Origin of the sequence: Flavobacterium sp. TSSA_36 (assembly GCF_051547165.1) — a bacterium.
Taxonomy (GTDB): Bacteria; Bacteroidota; Bacteroidia; order Flavobacteriales; family Flavobacteriaceae; genus Flavobacterium.
Map to the genome: position 1 here is coordinate 1 of NZ_JBPTTP010000007.1, position 16,497 is coordinate 16,497.

The window sequence follows — 16,497 nt, forward strand, 5'->3', positions numbered from 1 at the left end:
GTCTCGCAAAGGCGCAGGGCCTCTCGACTTTACTTCGACTTCGCTCAGTATAAACTGCTCGAGATGACAGTAAAAAGGAAATTAAAACATTTAAGTCATTAAAGTTTTTATAATAGCAGTTGTTGTTGAACCATGTAAGGCATTGAAGGGCATATAAGTTGAGTGGTCAGTGGTCAGTTTTTAGTGGTCAGTAAAGTTGCGCAGTGAAAGGGTCTCGCAAAGGCGCAGAGGCGCAAAGTGTTGTGTGGGGGAAGCCACGAAGGCACGAATTGTTTTGAAAAGAGGGTGTTTTAACCGCAAGGGGCGCAAAGTGTTGTGTGAGGGAGGACTTATTTTTTTTAACCACATAGCAGTATCATAGATGCATAGTGTGGTAAAGAAGGCATAGCCGTTTCACTGTTCACATAGTTTTACTGAGAAGACGCAAAATGGTGAAAACCCAGAAGGCAAATGGCAATAGCCAACAGCCACGAATACTCGAATTATTTTGAAAAGAGGGTGGGGAGGGATGGCCTCAGATTCGCAGATTTTTTGAAAAGATTGTGAGGGAAAGCCACGAATGCTCGAATTATTTTGAAAAGAGGGTGGGGAGTGATGGCCGCAAATTCGCAAATTTTTATAGCCACGAATGTACGAATTATTTTGAAAAGAGGGTGTTTTAACAGCAAGGGGCGCAAAGTGTTGTGTGAGGGATGACTTATTTTTTTTAACCACATAGAAGTATCATAGATGCATAGTGTGGTAAAGAAGGCATAGCCGTTTCACTGTTCACATAGTTTTACTGAGAAGACGCAAAATGGTGAAAAGCCAATACCCAATACTCAATACCCAAATTCCAAATTCCAGAAGGCAATAGCCAACAGCCATGAATGCTCGAATTAATTTGAAAATATGGTGGGGAGTATAACCGCAAGGGGCGCAAAGGGTTACGCAAAGTGCGCAAAGATGATTGTAGGGATGGGCGCGAAAAAGGGAATTCCAATTTTTAAAATTCCAAATTCCAAAAAGGGGAACCGCGAAGACGCAAGGGCGCAAAGAGGAAATTAAAACATGTAAATCATGTTAGTTTTTTTAATAGCAGTTGTTGTTGAACCATGTAAGGCATTGGAGGGCATATAAGTTGGAGATGAAAAGTGGTCAGTGGCCAGGTTTTAGTGGTCAGTCATCGGTTGTCAGTTTGTCTTAATTCTTAATACTTAATTCTCAATACTTAATTCATAATTCATAATTCAAAGTACTTAATACTAAAATAGAAATGAAAGGAATAATACTAGCCGGGGGATCCGGTACGCGTTTGCATCCGTTGACGCTTGCAATGAGCAAGCAGATGATGCCGGTTTATGATAAACCAATGATTTATTATCCTTTGTCCACTTTGATGATGGCGGGGATACATGAGATTTTGATTATTTCTACACCTCACGATTTGCCTAATTTTAAGAAGCTATTAGGGGACGGATCGGCCATTGGTTGCCAGTTCAGTTATGCGGAACAAGCGATTCCTAATGGTTTGGCGCAGGCCTTTGTTATCGGTGCAGATTTTATCGGTTCGGATTCGGTAGCCTTGGTACTAGGGGATAATATCTTCTTTGGGGCGCACATGCATGAGTTGTTGCAATCTAATACAAATCCTGATGGAGGGGTGGTTTTTGCTTATCATGTTTCGGATCCGGAACGCTATGGGGTGGTTGAATTTGATAAAGACCTAAAAGCCCTTTCAATCGAAGAAAAACCTTTGGAGCCCAAATCGAATTATGCCGTTCCTGGTCTGTATTTTTACGATAATTCGGTAGTGGAAATTGCGAAAAACATTCAACCCAGCGCCAGAGGGGAATACGAAATTACCGATGTGAACAAAGTATATTTGGAACAAGGGAAGTTGAAAGTGGGTATTTTAAGCCGAGGGACTGCCTGGTTGGATACAGGGACCTTCAACAGTTTGATGCAAGCCGGACAATTTGTGCAGGTTATTGAGGAAAGACAAGGGTTGAAAGTGGGCTGTATTGAAGAAATCGCTTGGCGTCAAGGGTTTATTACGAATGAGCAATTGCAAGCCATAGCTGAGCCTTTGCGTAAATCGGGTTACGGGGATTATTTGTTGGGGTTGTTGCAACAGAAAGGGGTGTAGTTTTTTGAAAAGAGGGTGGATGAGGATGGCCACGAAGGCACGAATTGTTTTGAAAGGGAATAGTCAAAAGGCAAAAGTCAAAAGTCAAAAGTCAATAGTCAAAAGGCAAAAGTCAAAAGGCAAAAGGCAAAAGGCAAAAGGCAAAAGTCAAAAGTCAAAAGGCAAAAGTCAAAAGGCAAAAGGCAAAAGGCAAAAGGCAAAAGTCAAAAGTCAAAAGGCAAAAGGCAAAAGTCAAAAGTCAAAAGGCAAAAGTCAAAAGGCAAAAGGCAAAAGTCAAAAGGCAAAAGTCAAAAGGCAAAAGTCAAAAGGCAAAAGTCAAAAGTCAAAATCCAAAATTCAAATTCCAAAATTCAAAATTCAAAATCCAAAATTCAAAATCCAACAACAGCCAAAAGCCAAAATCCTAAGGGTAAGTTCTTCATCAATCTTTGTGGGGCTTATTGGCTTCTTTGTGTTGCTTTGTGGTTAATTTAGCCGCAGGGTCGCAGATTTTTTGAAAAGAGGGTGTAATGGGACGCGGATGGAGACGGATGAAACGGATGAGCGCGGATTTTTTTATGGCCACGAATGCTCGAATTATTTTTGAACCCTTTCTGAGTTTTGGACTCTGGAAGGGTTTTGTTTTGGGGAAGGGATGTGAAAATGGGAGAATGAGAAAATGAGAAAATGAGAGAATGAGAAAATGAGAGAATGAGAAAATGAGAGAATGAGAAAATGAGAGAATGAGAAAATGAGAAAATGAGAGAATGAGAAAATGAGAGAATGAGAAAATTTAAAATCTAAATTCCAAAATTCAAAATTCCAAAATTCAAAATTCAAAATTCAAAATTCAAAATCCAAAATCCAAAATTCAAAATTCAAATTCCAAATTCCAAAATTCTAATGGTGAGTTTTTTATCAATCTTTGTGGGGCTTAGTGGCTTCTTTGTGTTGCTTTGTGGTTCAAATTTAGGTGGAGATTACTACGTCTGTTCGATTGCTCGGGTTGCGGATTTTTTGAAAAGAGGGGGAGGAAGGCGCAAAGGATCGAATTGTGGGGGAGTGTTTTGTCGAATTGTATGGGTGTAATCAAAAAACGTTGGTCAAAAATCAACCCTTGTTTTATCATTTTATGTCTTAACTTGACTTAATGACATTGGGCTTGGGTATTGGGAAGGCTTGTGAATGAGTTTTTTAGGAAGGGATTTCTGGTGTTTGGGGGATTTAATGTGGGGGGCGGGGATTTATTAACATTTTTATAGTCCTTGCTTTCCGAATAATTCTTATTTTTACCTTCTAATAATTAATTACTATTACTATTTTGAGTCCGTTAATCCATAGTTTTTTTTCAAGAGCTAATTTGAAATTTAGTCTTCATAATTTGAAGTATTTGCCACGTTGGATTATAGTATTGATGGATACTATGGTTTTAAATGTTGCTTTTTTCTTTACGGTGTTGATTTTTAAAGGTACCGGTTTGGATTATGTAGTGACCCCACATTATTTTGTGTATATCACCATTTTAATGTTGGTGAATATCTTTTTCTTTTGGTTGTTTCGTACGTACTCCGGCATCATAAGGCATTCGTCTTATATTGATGCGGTGAAGTTGCTTTTTGCTCAAATGGCGGTGATGGCTGTGCTGATCTTGGGTAATTTTTTCTTTGAGATTTTTACTGGCGAAAAAGCCATTTTGAATACGGCTTTGTTTATCAATATCGTTTTGTCTTTTTGTGGGTTGTTCCTCTATCGTGTGATTGTGAAGCAAACTTTTGAGTTGTATTTTTCTGAAAAAGGAAGTAATCAATTGATTCGGACCATTATTTATGGGACGGATGCCAATGCGATTTCTGTAGCGAATGCCTTGAAATTTGAGACGCCCACTCGCTTTAAAATTGTTGGTTTTGTAGATAAGAACAATCAGAATTCCAACAAACGGATGTTGGATTTACCCATTTTGATTCAAAAGAAAAAATTACCTACTTTGATGCGATCTGTTGGCGCAGAAGCCATTATTATCGCAGATAAGAGTTTGACTAAAGACGAACAATTGGTTATTGTAGACAAGTGTTTGGAGTTTAATTATAAGGTGTTTACTGTTCCTTTGATCACGAATTGGGAAAATCAAAAAGAGATTTCAGATAAGGTAAAAAACATACAGATTGAGGATTTATTGGAGCGCAATCCCATTATTTTGGATACGAAATCCATTTCTAAAGAGTTGAAGGACAAGACTATTTTGATTACGGGTGCTGCGGGTTCTATTGGTAGCGAGATTGTGCGACAAGTGATCCGATTCAAGCCCAAAGCCATTGTGTTGGTAGACCAAGCGGAAACCCCGCTGCATCAATTGACTTTAGAATTGGATGCGGTGGTTACCGATACCCAATTGTTCATCAAAATTTCGGATGTGCGGAATAAGGAGGTCATGAAGAAACTTTTTCAACAGTACCAACCGCAAGTAATTTATCATGCCGCGGCTTATAAGCATGTGCCGTTAATGGAAGAAAATCCTGCGCAAGCCATACAAACGAATATCGAGGGTACTAAAAATCTGGCAGACTTGGCTTGTGAATTTCAAGTGAAAAAGTTTGTGATGGTGTCCACTGACAAAGCGGTGAATCCGAGTAATGTCATGGGTGCGAGTAAGCGCATTGCCGAAAAATATGTGCAGTCGTTGCAATTGCGCAGTCAACAACATCATCAAGGAAAGGGGACCAAGTTTATCACTACTCGTTTCGGTAATGTTTTAGGGTCTAACGGTTCGGTAGTGCCCTTGTTTTCTAAGCAGATTGCAGCAGGTGGACCGGTGACGATTACGCATCAAGATATTATTCGTTATTTCATGACCATTCCCGAGGCCTGTCAGTTGGTACTAGAAGCAGGTTCCATGGGTAAAGGGGGCGAAATCTATATTTTTGATATGGGAAAACCAGTGAAAATTATTGATTTGGCTCGCAAAATGATTAAACTAGCGGGTTTTGTACCTGATAAAGATATTCCAATCAAAATCGTAGGCCTTCGTCCAGGTGAAAAATTATATGAAGAATTGCTCAATGACACTTCAAAAACGGTTCCCACCCACCATGAGAAAATCATGATTGCTGAGGAAATTCAAGACGAGTTTGAAAATCTACACCTTGATATTGAGGAGCTTATCGGAATGGCAGCTTTTTTTAGCAGTGAAGATATAGTGGGCAAAATGAAAAAGATTGTGCCTGAATTTAAAAGTATGAATTCGATTTATCAGTTTTTGGATGTGAAGTAGGTTATCGGTTCGATGTTATCAGTTGGCAGTTAAAAGTTGGCAGTTATCGGTTATCTATTCTCTATCCTCTATCTGTCTATTCTCTATCTGTCTATTCTCTATTCTCTATTCTCGATTTGTCCGTCTACAGTCCGCCTTCAGTCTTCTGTAAGTAGGTCTTTTTTAAAAATTATGGTTATATTTGCACAGCAAAGAAAATCCGTTGCTTGTGATTTTTTTTAAAGCTACAATTTCCGAAAATGAATACCACACCTACTCCAAACGACGATTGGTTGTTTGAAATCACACCCAAGAATGGTTTTTTTTCGCTACACCTCAAGGAGGTTTGGCAGTACCGTGATTTGTTGTTGCTTTTCGTGCAACGCGATATCGTGACGGTCTACAAACAAACGGTGTTGGGGCCGCTTTGGTATTTGATTCAGCCTCTTTTTACCTCAATTACGTTTACAATTATTTTTAATTCGGTTGCCGGCATTCAAACGGGCACCGTACCGCCTTTTTTGTTTAATATGGCAGGGATTACGGTGTGGAATTACTTTACCGCTTGTCTAACGGGCACTTCGGATACGTTTCGGGCGAATGCCAATATATTTGGGAAAGTGTATTTTCCGAGAATCATCACGCCCTTGTCTATCGTGATTTCGAATTTATTGAAACTGGGCATACAGTTTGGCATTTTCTTTGCCTTTTATGCGTTTTATTATTTTCAAGGTGCCGCTGTTGGCCTGCATTGGTCGGTTGTTTTTCTTCCGTTACTTATTGCTATTATGGGACTTTTGGGGTTAGGGTTAGGCATGCTGATTTCTTCTTTGGTTACGAAATACCGTGATTTTACCCATCTGATTGGCTTTGGCGTGCAATTGTTGATGTATCTGTCTGCCGTGATGTATCCCCTGGCTTTGATTGAAGACAAACTGCTCAAGTACGGATGGCTCGTTCATTATAATCCTTTGGCCTATATCATCGAAACGTCGCGTTATATGTTGCTGAACGTAGGCTCGATTTCAGTACAAGGCCTTCTTTATACTTTTGTGTTTACTATTTTCGTTTTCTTTGCAGGACTTCTTGTTTTTAATAGAACGGAGAAGAGTTTTATTGATACGGTGTAGGTAGATGGTGTCGTTTTTAACCGCGAAGACTCTAAGTCGCAAAGAGGAAATTTAAACCTATAAGTCAAGTTAGTTTTTTATGCAGCGGGGGCGTTATTGAACCATGTAAGGTATTGAAGGGCATATAAGTTGGCCGCAAAAAAGTGTTCAGTGGGTCAGGTTTAAGTGGTCAGTCAAATGGTATTGGGAATGGGGTGTCTCGTAAAGGCGCAGAGGTGAAAAGGGTTGATGAACATCCAAAATCAAAATCCAAAATCACAATTACTAATTACAGAGGGCCATCACTCAATGTCATTAAGTTAAGAGATTTTAGATTGAAGGTTAACGATTCTTGATTTTAGATTTGGAGCAAGTGAGTAAAAATTATATGATTTTCAGCATCTTAAACATCAATCAAAAATCGTTAATCAAAAATCAGCAATCATTTTATCATTTAATCCTTAACTTAATGACATTGGGCCATCACTTTCAAGAGAAAAAATAGTGTAATTTTGCTATAGTGTTGAAAAATAAATTAAAATCATGAGAATCACAACTGCACAAAAAAAATTCATCTATGAGTATTGGACTGAAAGAATACCTTCAAGTCAAGTATTTCTGTTTGGATCTAGAGTAGATGATTTAAAGAAAGGCGGAGATATTGATATCTTTGTATTGTCAGATAAAAAGCTACATCATTCGGAGGTATTTAAAATGAAGCAATTGTTTTTTTCTAAATTCGGTCAACAAAAAATGGATGTGGTTAGTTTTACAAAAAATGATGATAGCGCCTTTAAAAAACATGTATTAAGTTATGCAAAATTATTAAATAATGAATGAGTTATTTTTAATGGCGTTTGCTGCATCGTTTAAATCTTTTAGCACTGCAATGGAAGGACTAGCGAAGTCTTTTGAGCATTGTCAGGCCATAGGTATAAAAGAAAAGTATGCTTTTGATGAAACAGAAGCCTACGATGCCTTGATTATAAAATTAACTAGGAATTCGGATGTTTTCTTCCAGCAACTAGTAAAAGGATACTTTAAGTTGAAAGGAGAAGATAATTTGCTGTTTATTGACCGACTAAATTTGCTTGAAAAAATTGGTGTTATAGAAAGTGCTGATACATTAATGGAGCTAAAAAGTTTTAGAAATCAAGCGGTACACGAATATTCGGCTGTTGTCTTTCAAGAATTGTACGAAGAAGCAGTGCAATTGACGCCTATGTTCCAAAAAACAGTGGCTGATTTTACGAATTATTTGAAAAAAGAAGGTTTGCTGAGTTAGGCTTTTGCCAAACTTCTAATCTTAGCGCTTAAGGTTACTCGATTATAAATGCAATCTTTTTGAAATGGTATCGGTTACACTTTTGCTACCCAATAAAAATAAAACTATTCGTAATGTCTACCAAGAGATTGAATATTGAAAAATTTCCTTTGCGATATTTCGCCTTTGTGAGTCAAATTTCACGCAAAGTCGCAGAGACGCAAAGCATAGAGCGCATGAAAGTTAATGAAAAACATTCCACAATTCATTTATTCTCCAAAATGGAACTAGTTGCGGATAGTCACAAAATAAAACCCCAAAACGATACACAATACCGCAAATCCTAGACATCAATAATGCAAGAACAAAGTCCTATAAATAATGTCCCTTCAACTTCTTCCTCGAGGGCACTGTAGTTAAGTTAAGAGATTTTAGATTGTAGATTAACGATTCTTGATTTTTGATTTTTGATTTTGAAGCAAGTGAGAAAAAAATAAATGATTTTCAGTATCTTATGCTTCGTTGGTGGCATAGAATAAGAGGCAAAGAAGATCCGTATTTGAAGATTGGTGACACAAATGATCGCAGTACGAAAGGGAATAGCGATTATGAGTGGGCCTTGCAAGACATCAATTTTGAAATAGCGCCAAGTGATTTTGGATAAGTTGTTATAGTTGATGAATTTTTGGATGTATTCCTTGAAATAAAAACAATAGACTTACCTGTAGAAAATTATACATTAATTAAAAGTATTGGAAAATAGGAAATCGCATTAATTTTGAAATTTTGGGTAGCAACGAGCTGAATACGGAAAACGAATTGTCGCGCTGCTTTGATGACAATAGAATTGGACTAGGATAAAAGGACATTGGGAGATTAAAATTCCTAAAAAAAGGTGAAATTAGCAAGTTTTAGGAATTTTAGTTAGCTTTGTTGTAGCACTTAATAAATAGCATTGGTATGCAAAAGATTCTAAGAGAGAGGGAGATTGGCAAACTTTCGGTATTGAAAGACCGAGATTTGATAAAAGTAATCACGGGTGTAAGGCGTTGTGGCAAATCGACACTATTGTTGCAATTTCAAGACGTGTTGCGAAAACAAAACCCACAAGTATCCATTGTTTCTATCAACTTAGATTTTCCTGAATTTCGTTTTCTTGCTGAGAAAAGTTGGACAGCGATATACGATTATATTCAAAATTTGCTTAAAAAAGGGGTGAAGAACTATGTTTTTATTGACGAAATACAAAATATACCCGAATTTGAAAAACTACTCGAAGGTTTGTTTGTACATCCTGATGTAGATTTATATGTTACAGGTTCCAATGCCTATCTTTTGTCGAGTGAATTAGCCACTTTACTAACAGGTCGAGCTTTTGAAATCAATGTTTTGCCATTTTCATTTGTTGAATATTTGAAATATATAGGTAGATCAGTAAATCCCGATCGTGCTTTTGCTGATTTTATGCGAACCGGTGGATTCCCTGAAGCTGTGGGACTGGCGCAGGAAAGCGAAAGTTTTACCTATGAATACCTCACTACTGTTTTCCAAAATATCTATCAAAACGACATACAGAAACGACATACCATCTATTATGAAACCTCCTATAGAGAAGTGGTTCATTTTTTAATAGACAGTATAGGCTCTCCAGTTTCTGCAGGAAATATCGCCAAAGTTCTTACGGCAAATGGTAAAAAAATTGATAATAAAACGGTTTCAAAATACATTGATACCCTAGTAGAATCCTATCTTTTTTATAAAGTAAATCGATATGATATTAGAGGGAAACAACATTTAGTCACCTTAGAGAAGTATTATCTTGTTGATTTGGGGTTGCGTTCTTCTTTGTTAGGTAAAGAACTTTCGTCAGACGCAGGACATTTACTCGAAAATGTGATTTTTCTGGAATTGAAACGACGGGATGAACAAGTTTGGGTGGGCAAAGCAGATCATCTTGAAGTCGATTTTGTGGCAAGAGGCAAGGATGGTTTTACCAAATACTTTCAGGTAGCATGGACAGTAAAAGAGCAAAAGACATTGGATAGAGAACTAGCACCCTTTGCCAAAATTCCCGATTATAACGAAAGATGGCTCATTACGATGGATTATGAAAAAGGGAGTCACAATGGAGTGAAACAGATCAACGCTATTGATTGGTTATTAAGTAGATGATGCACTAATAGAAATACGATTTTGATTGCAATGACACGAACAATTTAAACGGCAATTGCTACCATTAAACGTGTAAACCTTACAACTTTTAAACAACTTACCACTTCCCTTTTTTTTTTTTTTTACCTATTAGACCTTTCAGTTTATTTAAGAAGAAAAATTAAATAACTTTGCGACTTTGCACTTAAATAGTAATAAAGTAGCAAGCCTTTACCTATGAAATCGACCCCAAAGAATGGATAAACCAAACAATAACAACATACTTTCAACTCCCCCTTTGGGGGCTGGGGGGACTATCCTAAAAGCCGAAAATATTTCCAAACAATACCGCTTGGGTACCGTTGGGACGGGTACACTCAGTCACGACTTGAACCGTTGGTGGCACAAAATACGAGGCAAAGAAGATCCGTATTTAAAAATAGGCGACACGAATGATCGCAGTACGAAAGGGAATAGCGATTATGTTTGGGCCTTGCAAGACATCAATTTTGAGGTGCAACGCGGCGAAGTGTTGGGCATCATTGGAAAGAATGGTGTGATTCAGGGCGTTCGCATTTAAAAAAGCTAGCCACGAATTACACCAATTGTCACTAATTTTTTACCGAACTTAAATTTGAATTACACTAATTCAATTTGTTTTTAAAAATTCGTGAAATATAAATAGTCATAATTAGTGTTTGTTCGTGTAATTCGTGGCGAAACTTTTAAAAGCGAACGCCCTGGGTGTGATTTAGCATCTAAATGGTTTGAAAATTTAATTGTAACTTTGTATAAATAAAAGCAAGATGAGTTATACTGATAGAAATATAGTGGAAGCCTATTCCATATTATTCGAAGGATTACCTTCTTTGAGTAAAATTGAGTTGATAGAAAGGTTAAGTAAATCGCTTAAAAAAAATAAAAAAGCAACCGAAAGTTCTTTTTTTAAATCTTTTGGGGCATTTGCTTCAGAAAAATCCGCTGAGGAAATTACTGCAGCTATAAAATCGAGTAGAAAATTTAGAAGTACAGCAATTAAATTCTGATGCAGTATTTACTGGACACCTCAATTTGTGTTTTCTTTTTGAGAGGGAAACTTGAATTAGACAAAATAATTAGAGAAAAGGGGACGGAAAACTGTTTTATCTCCAAAATCACCCTTTTTGAACTTCGCTATGGTGCTGAAAACAGTGAGAACCCAACTAAATCTCATAAAGCGGTTGACTTATTTGTAAATGGATTATCCATAATTCCAATTGTTGGTTCCATAAAAAAATATGCTAAAGAAAAAGTACGCCTTCGTCGTTTGGGAAAACCAATGCACGATAATTTGATTTACTAATTGGGGTTACGGCTATTGAAAATAAATTGATTTTAGTAACTGATAACACCTCCGATTTTCAAAACTTGAATGGTATCAAAATGGAGAATTGGTTTACTCGATTATAAATGCAACCTCTTTGAAATGGTATCGTTTACACTTTTAATCCAAAATAAAATATGACTATCCGTAAGGCCTACCAAGAGATTTAATATTGAAAAATTTCCTTTGCGACGCTGCGCCTTTGCGAGTCAAATTTCACGCAAAGTCGCAGAGACGCAAAGCATAGAGCGCATGAAAGTTAATGAAAAACATTCCAAAACTCATTTATTCTCCAAAATGGAACTAGTCGTTGCTTGTCACAAAATACAATCCTAAAACGACACAAAATACCCCAAATACTAGACCTCAATAATGCAAGAACAAAGTCCTATAAATAATGTCCCTTCAACTTCTTCCTCGAGGGCAGGGGGGGGTGATATCATCCTAAAAGCCGAAAACATCTCCAAACAATACCGACTGGGTACTGTTGGAACCGGCACGCTCAGTCACGACTTGAACCGTTGGTGGCATAGAATTAGAGGAAAAGAAGATCCGTATCTGAAAATAGGCGACACGAATGATCGCAGTACGAAAGGGAATAGCGATTATGTTTGGGCCTTGCAAGACATCAATTTTGAGGTACAACGAGGCGAGGTGTTGGGGATTATTGGAAAGAATGGCGCTGGTAAGTCCACTTTGCTGAAGATTTTATCCAAAGTAACCGCACCTACCACGGGGAGTATTAAGTCGAAAGGGCGTATTGCCTCCTTACTCGAAGTGGGCACCGGATTTAATGGAGAATTAACCGGACGCGAGAATGTATTTTTAAACGGTGCGATTCTAGGGATGACCAAAAAAGAAATCACCGATAAGCTCGACGAAATCATTGCGTTCTCGGGTTGTGAGCGTTATATAGACACTCCTGTAAAAAGATACAGCAGCGGAATGACCGTGCGTTTGGCCTTTGCCGTGGCCGCCTTCCTAGAACCTGAGATATTGGTGATCGATGAAGTTTTGGCGGTAGGCGATGCCGAATTCCAAAAGAAAGCGATTGGGAAGATGCAGGATATCTCGAAAGGGGAAGGAAGAACAGTCTTGTTTGTGAGTCATAATATGGGGTCTATAGCCAGTTTGTGTAAAACAGGGATTTATATGGAAAACGGTAAAATTATTATGCAGGATGGAATTTCAAAAATTATTGATGCTTATGTGAGTTCTAATTCTGATTCTAAAAGTTATACTTGTATTAAAAATGATTTAAATTATATCTCAAGCGTAGAGATTTTAAATAAAAATATTGAAACTAATCAATTTGGTATAAATGATAAAATACATATTTCTATCAAGGGATTTTGTGATAATGTTGAATCTTGTAAAGTTGGAATAGCTATGTTAGATAGGAATAAGAACAAAATTTTTACGAGTCATTACAATCTATTAAATAAAAGTGAAGAAAAAAATATTTTAATTTTAACTTGTGTCATCCCTGAAAAAACGATTTGTCCCGGACTATATTCTTTTGATGTTGCTTTATTTAATACAAGAGGGTTTGTGTATGATTATATTAGTGATATATGCCAAATATCAGTATTAGAAACAGGCTCGGATATGTTTTTTGATAAGAACTTCGGAAGTGTTTTTGTTAATTGTAATTGGAATGAAAAAAATTAGAAAGTTAATAAGAATTATTTTATCTAAAGTTTATGTCAATAAAAAGATTGTACATAATAAAAATTCACAGAATAAGAATAAGGTTTTTTTTCCTAATGTTGAATTTGTCAATTCACAAATAGGAGATTATTCATATATAGCTAGAAATTCAATTATTCATAATACTAGAATTGGTAAGTTTTGTTCAATTGGCCCAAACGTAGTTGTTGGCTATGGAAATCATCCAACTAACATTTTATCTACATCACCAGTGTTTTATACTAAGAGAACTGATTTTGATATAGGTCCAGATATTGATCTATATGATGGGCATTCCAAAGTAGAAATTGGAAATGATGTTTGGATTGGAGCAAATGTTTTTGTTAAAAATGGTGTTAAAATAGGGAATGGAGCTGTAATTGGGGCTGGTTCGGTAGTTCTTAATGATGTCGAGCCCTATTCGATTACCGTTGGCGTGCCTGGTAAGGTTAAGTCAAAAAGGTTTTCGGAAGATGTAATTTTTAAATTACAAGAACTAGAATGGTGGGAATGGTCTAGTGAAGCAATTAGAGAGAATTATAATATCCTTACATCTGAAAAAATTATTGAAAATTTAGATTTGTTATTTGAAATTAAAAAAAAAATGAGTAATGATATTTAATTCTCCAAAAATTTCAGTCGTTATGCCTGTATACAACTGCGAGTTATATATCAAAGAAGCGTTAGATAGCATCTTAAATCAAACATTTACTGATTTTGAATTTTTGATTATTGATGATGCGTCTACTGATAAAACAGTTAGTATTATCAAGGAATACAAAGACTCTAGAATTCAATTAATTGAAAAGCCTGTTAATACTGGATATACCAACAGTCTGAATTACGGATTAAAAGTTGCTAAAGGCGAGTATATAGCTCGAATGGATGGGGATGATATTAGTTTACCTGAAAGATTTGAAAAACAATTAGCTTTTTTAGATGCAAATCCTGAAGTTGTTTTGTGTGGTACAGCTGCAAAAGTTATCGACTCAGATAGGGTTATAAGATATCCTGAATTTAATGATTATATAAAATTGGAATTTCTCTCACAGAATTGTATTGTACATCCTTCTGTAATGATTCGAAAATCTATTTTGGATTTTTATTCTATATCTTATGATACAAATAAAGAGCCTGCTGAAGATTATAATTTATGGGTAAAATTATTGAATTATGGTAATTTGTATAATATTCAGGAAGTTTTATTGTATTACAGGGTTCATAGTTCTCAAGTATCTCAAAAACGGTTTAATTTACAAGTTGAAAGTTCAATAGAAACTCAGTTAGAACTTTTAGAGTTTATACATAATGGCAAAGATAAATCATCACTAAGTAGCTTATTAAATAAAATTTTTAGAAACAATAAATATTCCTATAAAGATATAATGTTTTTTAATCAGCTTAAAAAAGACTTATTGCTAGCAAACAAAAGTGATTTTTTTGAACCTAATGGATTTGAGGAATATTTAATTCAAACAGAATATAAAATAATTAATTCATACTTTATTAAAAGAGATAATTTTAATCCGAACATATTTTTTCAGTTTATTGCTTGTAAACATAAGTTAATGAATAAAATGAGCTTTAGGACTCAGATGAAAATATTTTTAAAATCAATACTTTTTTGGAATGTTAAAAAAACTTAAAATAATAATCTTCTTCATTCCACACCACCATATAGGCGGAGCAGAGCGAGTGCATTTGAATATTATTAAAGCATTACATTATAAACCTATTGTGTTTTTTGATTCTTCAAATACAAATACTGTAAGTAAGGAATTTAGCGACAATGCCTATTGTTTTTTGATAACTAATGCAAAAAGAAGGAAGTATGCATTTAGATTGTTACAAGTTTTAACTTTTTTGTTTCCTGTCACTCTTTTTGGATGTAATAGTGGTACGTTTTATAATTTTGTTTCAAGATTAAAAAGAAACATTAAAGCGATTGATTTAACGCATGCCTTTTCATTTCCTGATTATGGTATGGAAATTTCTTCATTACCCTTTGTGAATTTATTAGATAAAAGAATAGTTATTAACGCTAAAACTTATGAGGACTATAAACAATTATATTCTGAAAATAATATAGATCAGTACTTATTAAAAAGATTTACAATTATACCCAATGGAATTGAGATATATGATTTTGATAGTAGTTTGATTAATTCCCGCTGGAATAATTTTACAGTTGGATTTGTTGGTAGAAACTCATCTGAAAAACGTCCTGAATTATTTTTTGAAATAATAAAAAAAAATAGGGTAAAAGCAAAAGTCATTGGGGATGATTTTGAAAAATTTAAAATAGAATTTTCCAATGTAACATACTTTGAAAATTGTAATAATAAAGAAGAGATTAGAGAGCAGTTTTCTGATATTTCTCTTTTAATTGTTTCTTCTAGACGTGAAGGATTTCCTTTAGTAATTATGGAAGCTATGGAACTTGGAATTCCGGTAATAGCAACTGATGTAGGGAGTATTTCAGAACATGTGATTTCTTATGAAAATGGTTTTTTAGCACCAGTTGAAGAAAAAGTGTTTTTAGAATATACATTAGGTATTATTAACGAACTTAAAAGTAATGAAGAGTTGTACTTTGATATCTCTAAAAATGCACGAAATCACGCCGAAAGGAATTTTTCAATAGGAGTATTTAATTCCAAATATCAACAACTATTTTATGAATAACCCCAAAGTCTCCATTATTGTTCCTTGTTACAACCAAGCCCAGTATTTACCTGAGGCATTACAATCAGTATTGGACCAAACGTATGAGAACTGGGAATGTATTATTGTAAACGATGGTAGTCCAGATAATACAAAAGAGGTCGCTCAAGAATGGGTAAAAAAAGATTCTAGATTTATTTATTTGTTTAAAGAAAATGGGGGATTGAGTAGTGCTAGGAATGCGGGTATTACTATTGCAAATGGGGAATTTATTCTTCCGTTGGATGCTGATGATCGAATTGGAAAAGATTATATTTTGTTGGCTATTCAAGCTTTTAAAGATGATGAAAGGTTAAAATTGGTGTATTGTAAAGCAGAAAAATTTGGAGAGGAAATAGGAAGTTGGAATTTGCCTGATTTTTCGCTTCTTAACTTGGCTAGGCAAAATATGATTTTTTGTTCTGCTTTTTATAGAAAAGAGGAATGGGAAAGAGTTGGCGGCTATGATGTGAATATGATATACGGATTGGAAGATTGGGAATTCTGGATTTCGATTTTAAAAAATGGAGGAGAAGTGAAGCGCATAGATGAAGTTGGGTTTTATTATAGAGTAAAATTAGTTTCAATGGCTAGAAAAATAAATGAAGAAGAGGTAAAGTTTTCGAAAGATTTTGTATCAAAAAAGCATATTGATTTTATACTTTCAAATTATGATATTTTAAATTTTAATAGAAAAGATATGATTATCAATTTACAAAGTGAAAAAATAATAATTAACTTATTTACAAAGAAATTTCTAGGAATCAGACTTTTTAATATTAAGGATATTTCTATGCCAAAATAATTTATTGATAAAGTTTTTATTCAATAACAATTGGTTTCAATAAATTCTAATCAAAATTA

General features: G+C 35.2%; 16 protein-coding genes and 1 pseudogene. All 17 read left to right on the top strand.

Translation table 11 applies throughout. The features are described 5' to 3' along the window. Window positions 1-1,255: 1,255 nt before the first annotated feature. The 17 genes and pseudogenes from rfbA (at window position 1,256) to ACSVH7_RS12875 (ending at window position 16,438) form a co-directional block, all read left to right on the top strand. Window positions 1,256-2,128, top strand: a complete 873-nt coding sequence (gene rfbA, locus ACSVH7_RS12795) for a glucose-1-phosphate thymidylyltransferase RfbA (RefSeq protein ID WP_438067092.1) — start codon at window positions 1,256-1,258, stop codon at window positions 2,126-2,128. Window positions 2,129-2,153: 25 nt separating this feature from the next. After that, the gene (locus ACSVH7_RS12800) at window positions 2,154-2,597 is read left to right on the top strand and encodes a hypothetical protein (RefSeq protein WP_438067093.1); all 444 of its coding nucleotides are present in this window, start codon (window positions 2,154-2,156) and stop codon (window positions 2,595-2,597) included. A 924-nt stretch (window positions 2,598-3,521) separates the two neighbouring features. Then, a complete protein-coding gene (locus tag ACSVH7_RS12805) occupies window positions 3,522-5,375 on the top strand; it encodes a polysaccharide biosynthesis protein (RefSeq protein WP_438067213.1) in 1,854 nt (617 codons plus the stop codon). A gap of 239 nt (window positions 5,376-5,614) precedes the next feature. Further along, the gene (locus ACSVH7_RS12810) at window positions 5,615-6,484 is read left to right on the top strand and encodes an ABC transporter permease (protein ID WP_438067094.1); all 870 of its coding nucleotides are present in this window, start codon (window positions 5,615-5,617) and stop codon (window positions 6,482-6,484) included. Window positions 6,485-7,006: 522 nt separating this feature from the next. Continuing rightward, window positions 7,007-7,303, top strand: a complete 297-nt coding sequence (locus tag ACSVH7_RS12815) for a nucleotidyltransferase domain-containing protein (RefSeq protein WP_438067095.1) — start codon at window positions 7,007-7,009, stop codon at window positions 7,301-7,303. Further along, window positions 7,296-7,748, top strand: coding sequence for a hypothetical protein (locus ACSVH7_RS12820; RefSeq protein WP_438067096.1), 453 nt, complete (start codon window positions 7,296-7,298; stop codon window positions 7,746-7,748). Before ACSVH7_RS12815 ends, ACSVH7_RS12820 begins: the two co-directional genes overlap by 8 nt. 113 nt (window positions 7,749-7,861) lie before the next feature. Next, a complete protein-coding gene (locus ACSVH7_RS12825) occupies window positions 7,862-8,074 on the top strand; it encodes a hypothetical protein (protein WP_438067097.1) in 213 nt (70 codons plus the stop codon). A gap of 113 nt (window positions 8,075-8,187) precedes the next feature. Continuing rightward, window positions 8,188-8,391 (top strand): hypothetical protein, encoded by a 204-nt coding sequence (locus ACSVH7_RS12830; RefSeq protein WP_438067219.1) that lies wholly within the window; start codon window positions 8,188-8,190, stop codon window positions 8,389-8,391. A gap of 296 nt (window positions 8,392-8,687) precedes the next feature. Further along, window positions 8,688-9,899, top strand: a complete 1,212-nt coding sequence (locus ACSVH7_RS12835) for an ATP-binding protein (protein ID WP_438067098.1) — start codon at window positions 8,688-8,690, stop codon at window positions 9,897-9,899. Between the two features lie 235 nt (window positions 9,900-10,134). After that, window positions 10,135-10,434 (top strand): annotated as a pseudogene (locus tag ACSVH7_RS12840) (hypothetical protein); the annotation flags it as partial. A gap of 250 nt (window positions 10,435-10,684) precedes the next feature. Then, window positions 10,685-10,924, top strand: a complete 240-nt coding sequence (locus ACSVH7_RS12845) for a hypothetical protein (RefSeq protein ID WP_438067099.1) — start codon at window positions 10,685-10,687, stop codon at window positions 10,922-10,924. After that, entirely contained in the window at window positions 10,924-11,220 is a 297-nt protein-coding gene (locus ACSVH7_RS12850; protein WP_438067100.1) for a PIN domain-containing protein, read from the top strand. The genes ACSVH7_RS12845 and ACSVH7_RS12850 overlap by 1 nt, the downstream gene beginning before the upstream one ends. A 393-nt stretch (window positions 11,221-11,613) precedes the next feature. Beyond that, on the top strand, window positions 11,614-12,912 hold the full coding sequence (locus ACSVH7_RS12855; protein ID WP_438067101.1) for an ABC transporter ATP-binding protein: 1,299 nt from the start codon (window positions 11,614-11,616) through the stop codon (window positions 12,910-12,912). Beyond that, window positions 12,899-13,552 carry a CatB-related O-acetyltransferase gene (locus ACSVH7_RS12860; RefSeq protein WP_438067102.1) on the top strand — a complete coding sequence of 218 codons (654 nt, stop codon included), beginning with the start codon at window positions 12,899-12,901 and terminating at the stop codon, window positions 13,550-13,552. The genes ACSVH7_RS12855 and ACSVH7_RS12860 overlap by 14 nt, the downstream gene beginning before the upstream one ends. After that, a complete protein-coding gene (locus ACSVH7_RS12865; RefSeq protein WP_438067103.1) occupies window positions 13,542-14,576 on the top strand; it encodes a glycosyltransferase family 2 protein in 1,035 nt (344 codons plus the stop codon). Before ACSVH7_RS12860 ends, ACSVH7_RS12865 begins: the two co-directional genes overlap by 11 nt. Further along, the gene (locus ACSVH7_RS12870; protein ID WP_438067104.1) at window positions 14,560-15,615 is read left to right on the top strand and encodes a glycosyltransferase family 4 protein; all 1,056 of its coding nucleotides are present in this window, start codon (window positions 14,560-14,562) and stop codon (window positions 15,613-15,615) included. The genes ACSVH7_RS12865 and ACSVH7_RS12870 overlap by 17 nt, the downstream gene beginning before the upstream one ends. Then, complete coding sequence (locus ACSVH7_RS12875; protein ID WP_438067105.1) at window positions 15,608-16,438, top strand: glycosyltransferase family 2 protein; 831 nt, start codon at window positions 15,608-15,610, stop codon at window positions 16,436-16,438. Before ACSVH7_RS12870 ends, ACSVH7_RS12875 begins: the two co-directional genes overlap by 8 nt. Window positions 16,439-16,497: the final 59 nt, after the last annotated feature.

Excerpts from the sequence above, each read along its gene's own strand:
- ACSVH7_RS12860 (WP_438067102.1), top strand. The coding sequence starts at position 12,899 with ATGAAAAAAATTAGAAAGTTAATAAGAATTATTTTATCTAAAGTTTAT.
- ACSVH7_RS12820 (WP_438067096.1), top strand. The coding sequence starts at position 7,296 with ATGAATGAGTTATTTTTAATGGCGTTTGCTGCATCGTTTAAATCTTTT.
- rfbA (WP_438067092.1), top strand. The coding sequence starts at position 1,256 with ATGAAAGGAATAATACTAGCCGGGGGATCCGGTACGCGTTTGCATCCG.
- ACSVH7_RS12870 (WP_438067104.1), top strand. The coding sequence starts at position 14,560 with ATGTTAAAAAAACTTAAAATAATAATCTTCTTCATTCCACACCACCAT.
- ACSVH7_RS12805 (WP_438067213.1), top strand. The coding sequence starts at position 3,522 with ATGGATACTATGGTTTTAAATGTTGCTTTTTTCTTTACGGTGTTGATT.
- ACSVH7_RS12825 (WP_438067097.1), top strand. The coding sequence starts at position 7,862 with ATGTCTACCAAGAGATTGAATATTGAAAAATTTCCTTTGCGATATTTC.
- ACSVH7_RS12875 (WP_438067105.1), top strand. The coding sequence starts at position 15,608 with ATGAATAACCCCAAAGTCTCCATTATTGTTCCTTGTTACAACCAAGCC.
- ACSVH7_RS12800 (WP_438067093.1), top strand. The coding sequence starts at position 2,154 with ATGGCCACGAAGGCACGAATTGTTTTGAAAGGGAATAGTCAAAAGGCA.
- ACSVH7_RS12815 (WP_438067095.1), top strand. The coding sequence starts at position 7,007 with ATGAGAATCACAACTGCACAAAAAAAATTCATCTATGAGTATTGGACT.
- ACSVH7_RS12865 (WP_438067103.1), top strand. The coding sequence starts at position 13,542 with ATGATATTTAATTCTCCAAAAATTTCAGTCGTTATGCCTGTATACAAC.
- ACSVH7_RS12845 (WP_438067099.1), top strand. The coding sequence starts at position 10,685 with ATGAGTTATACTGATAGAAATATAGTGGAAGCCTATTCCATATTATTC.
- ACSVH7_RS12855 (WP_438067101.1), top strand. The coding sequence starts at position 11,614 with ATGCAAGAACAAAGTCCTATAAATAATGTCCCTTCAACTTCTTCCTCG.
- ACSVH7_RS12810 (WP_438067094.1), top strand. The coding sequence starts at position 5,615 with ATGAATACCACACCTACTCCAAACGACGATTGGTTGTTTGAAATCACA.
- ACSVH7_RS12850 (WP_438067100.1), top strand. The coding sequence starts at position 10,924 with ATGCAGTATTTACTGGACACCTCAATTTGTGTTTTCTTTTTGAGAGGG.
- ACSVH7_RS12835 (WP_438067098.1), top strand. The coding sequence starts at position 8,688 with ATGCAAAAGATTCTAAGAGAGAGGGAGATTGGCAAACTTTCGGTATTG.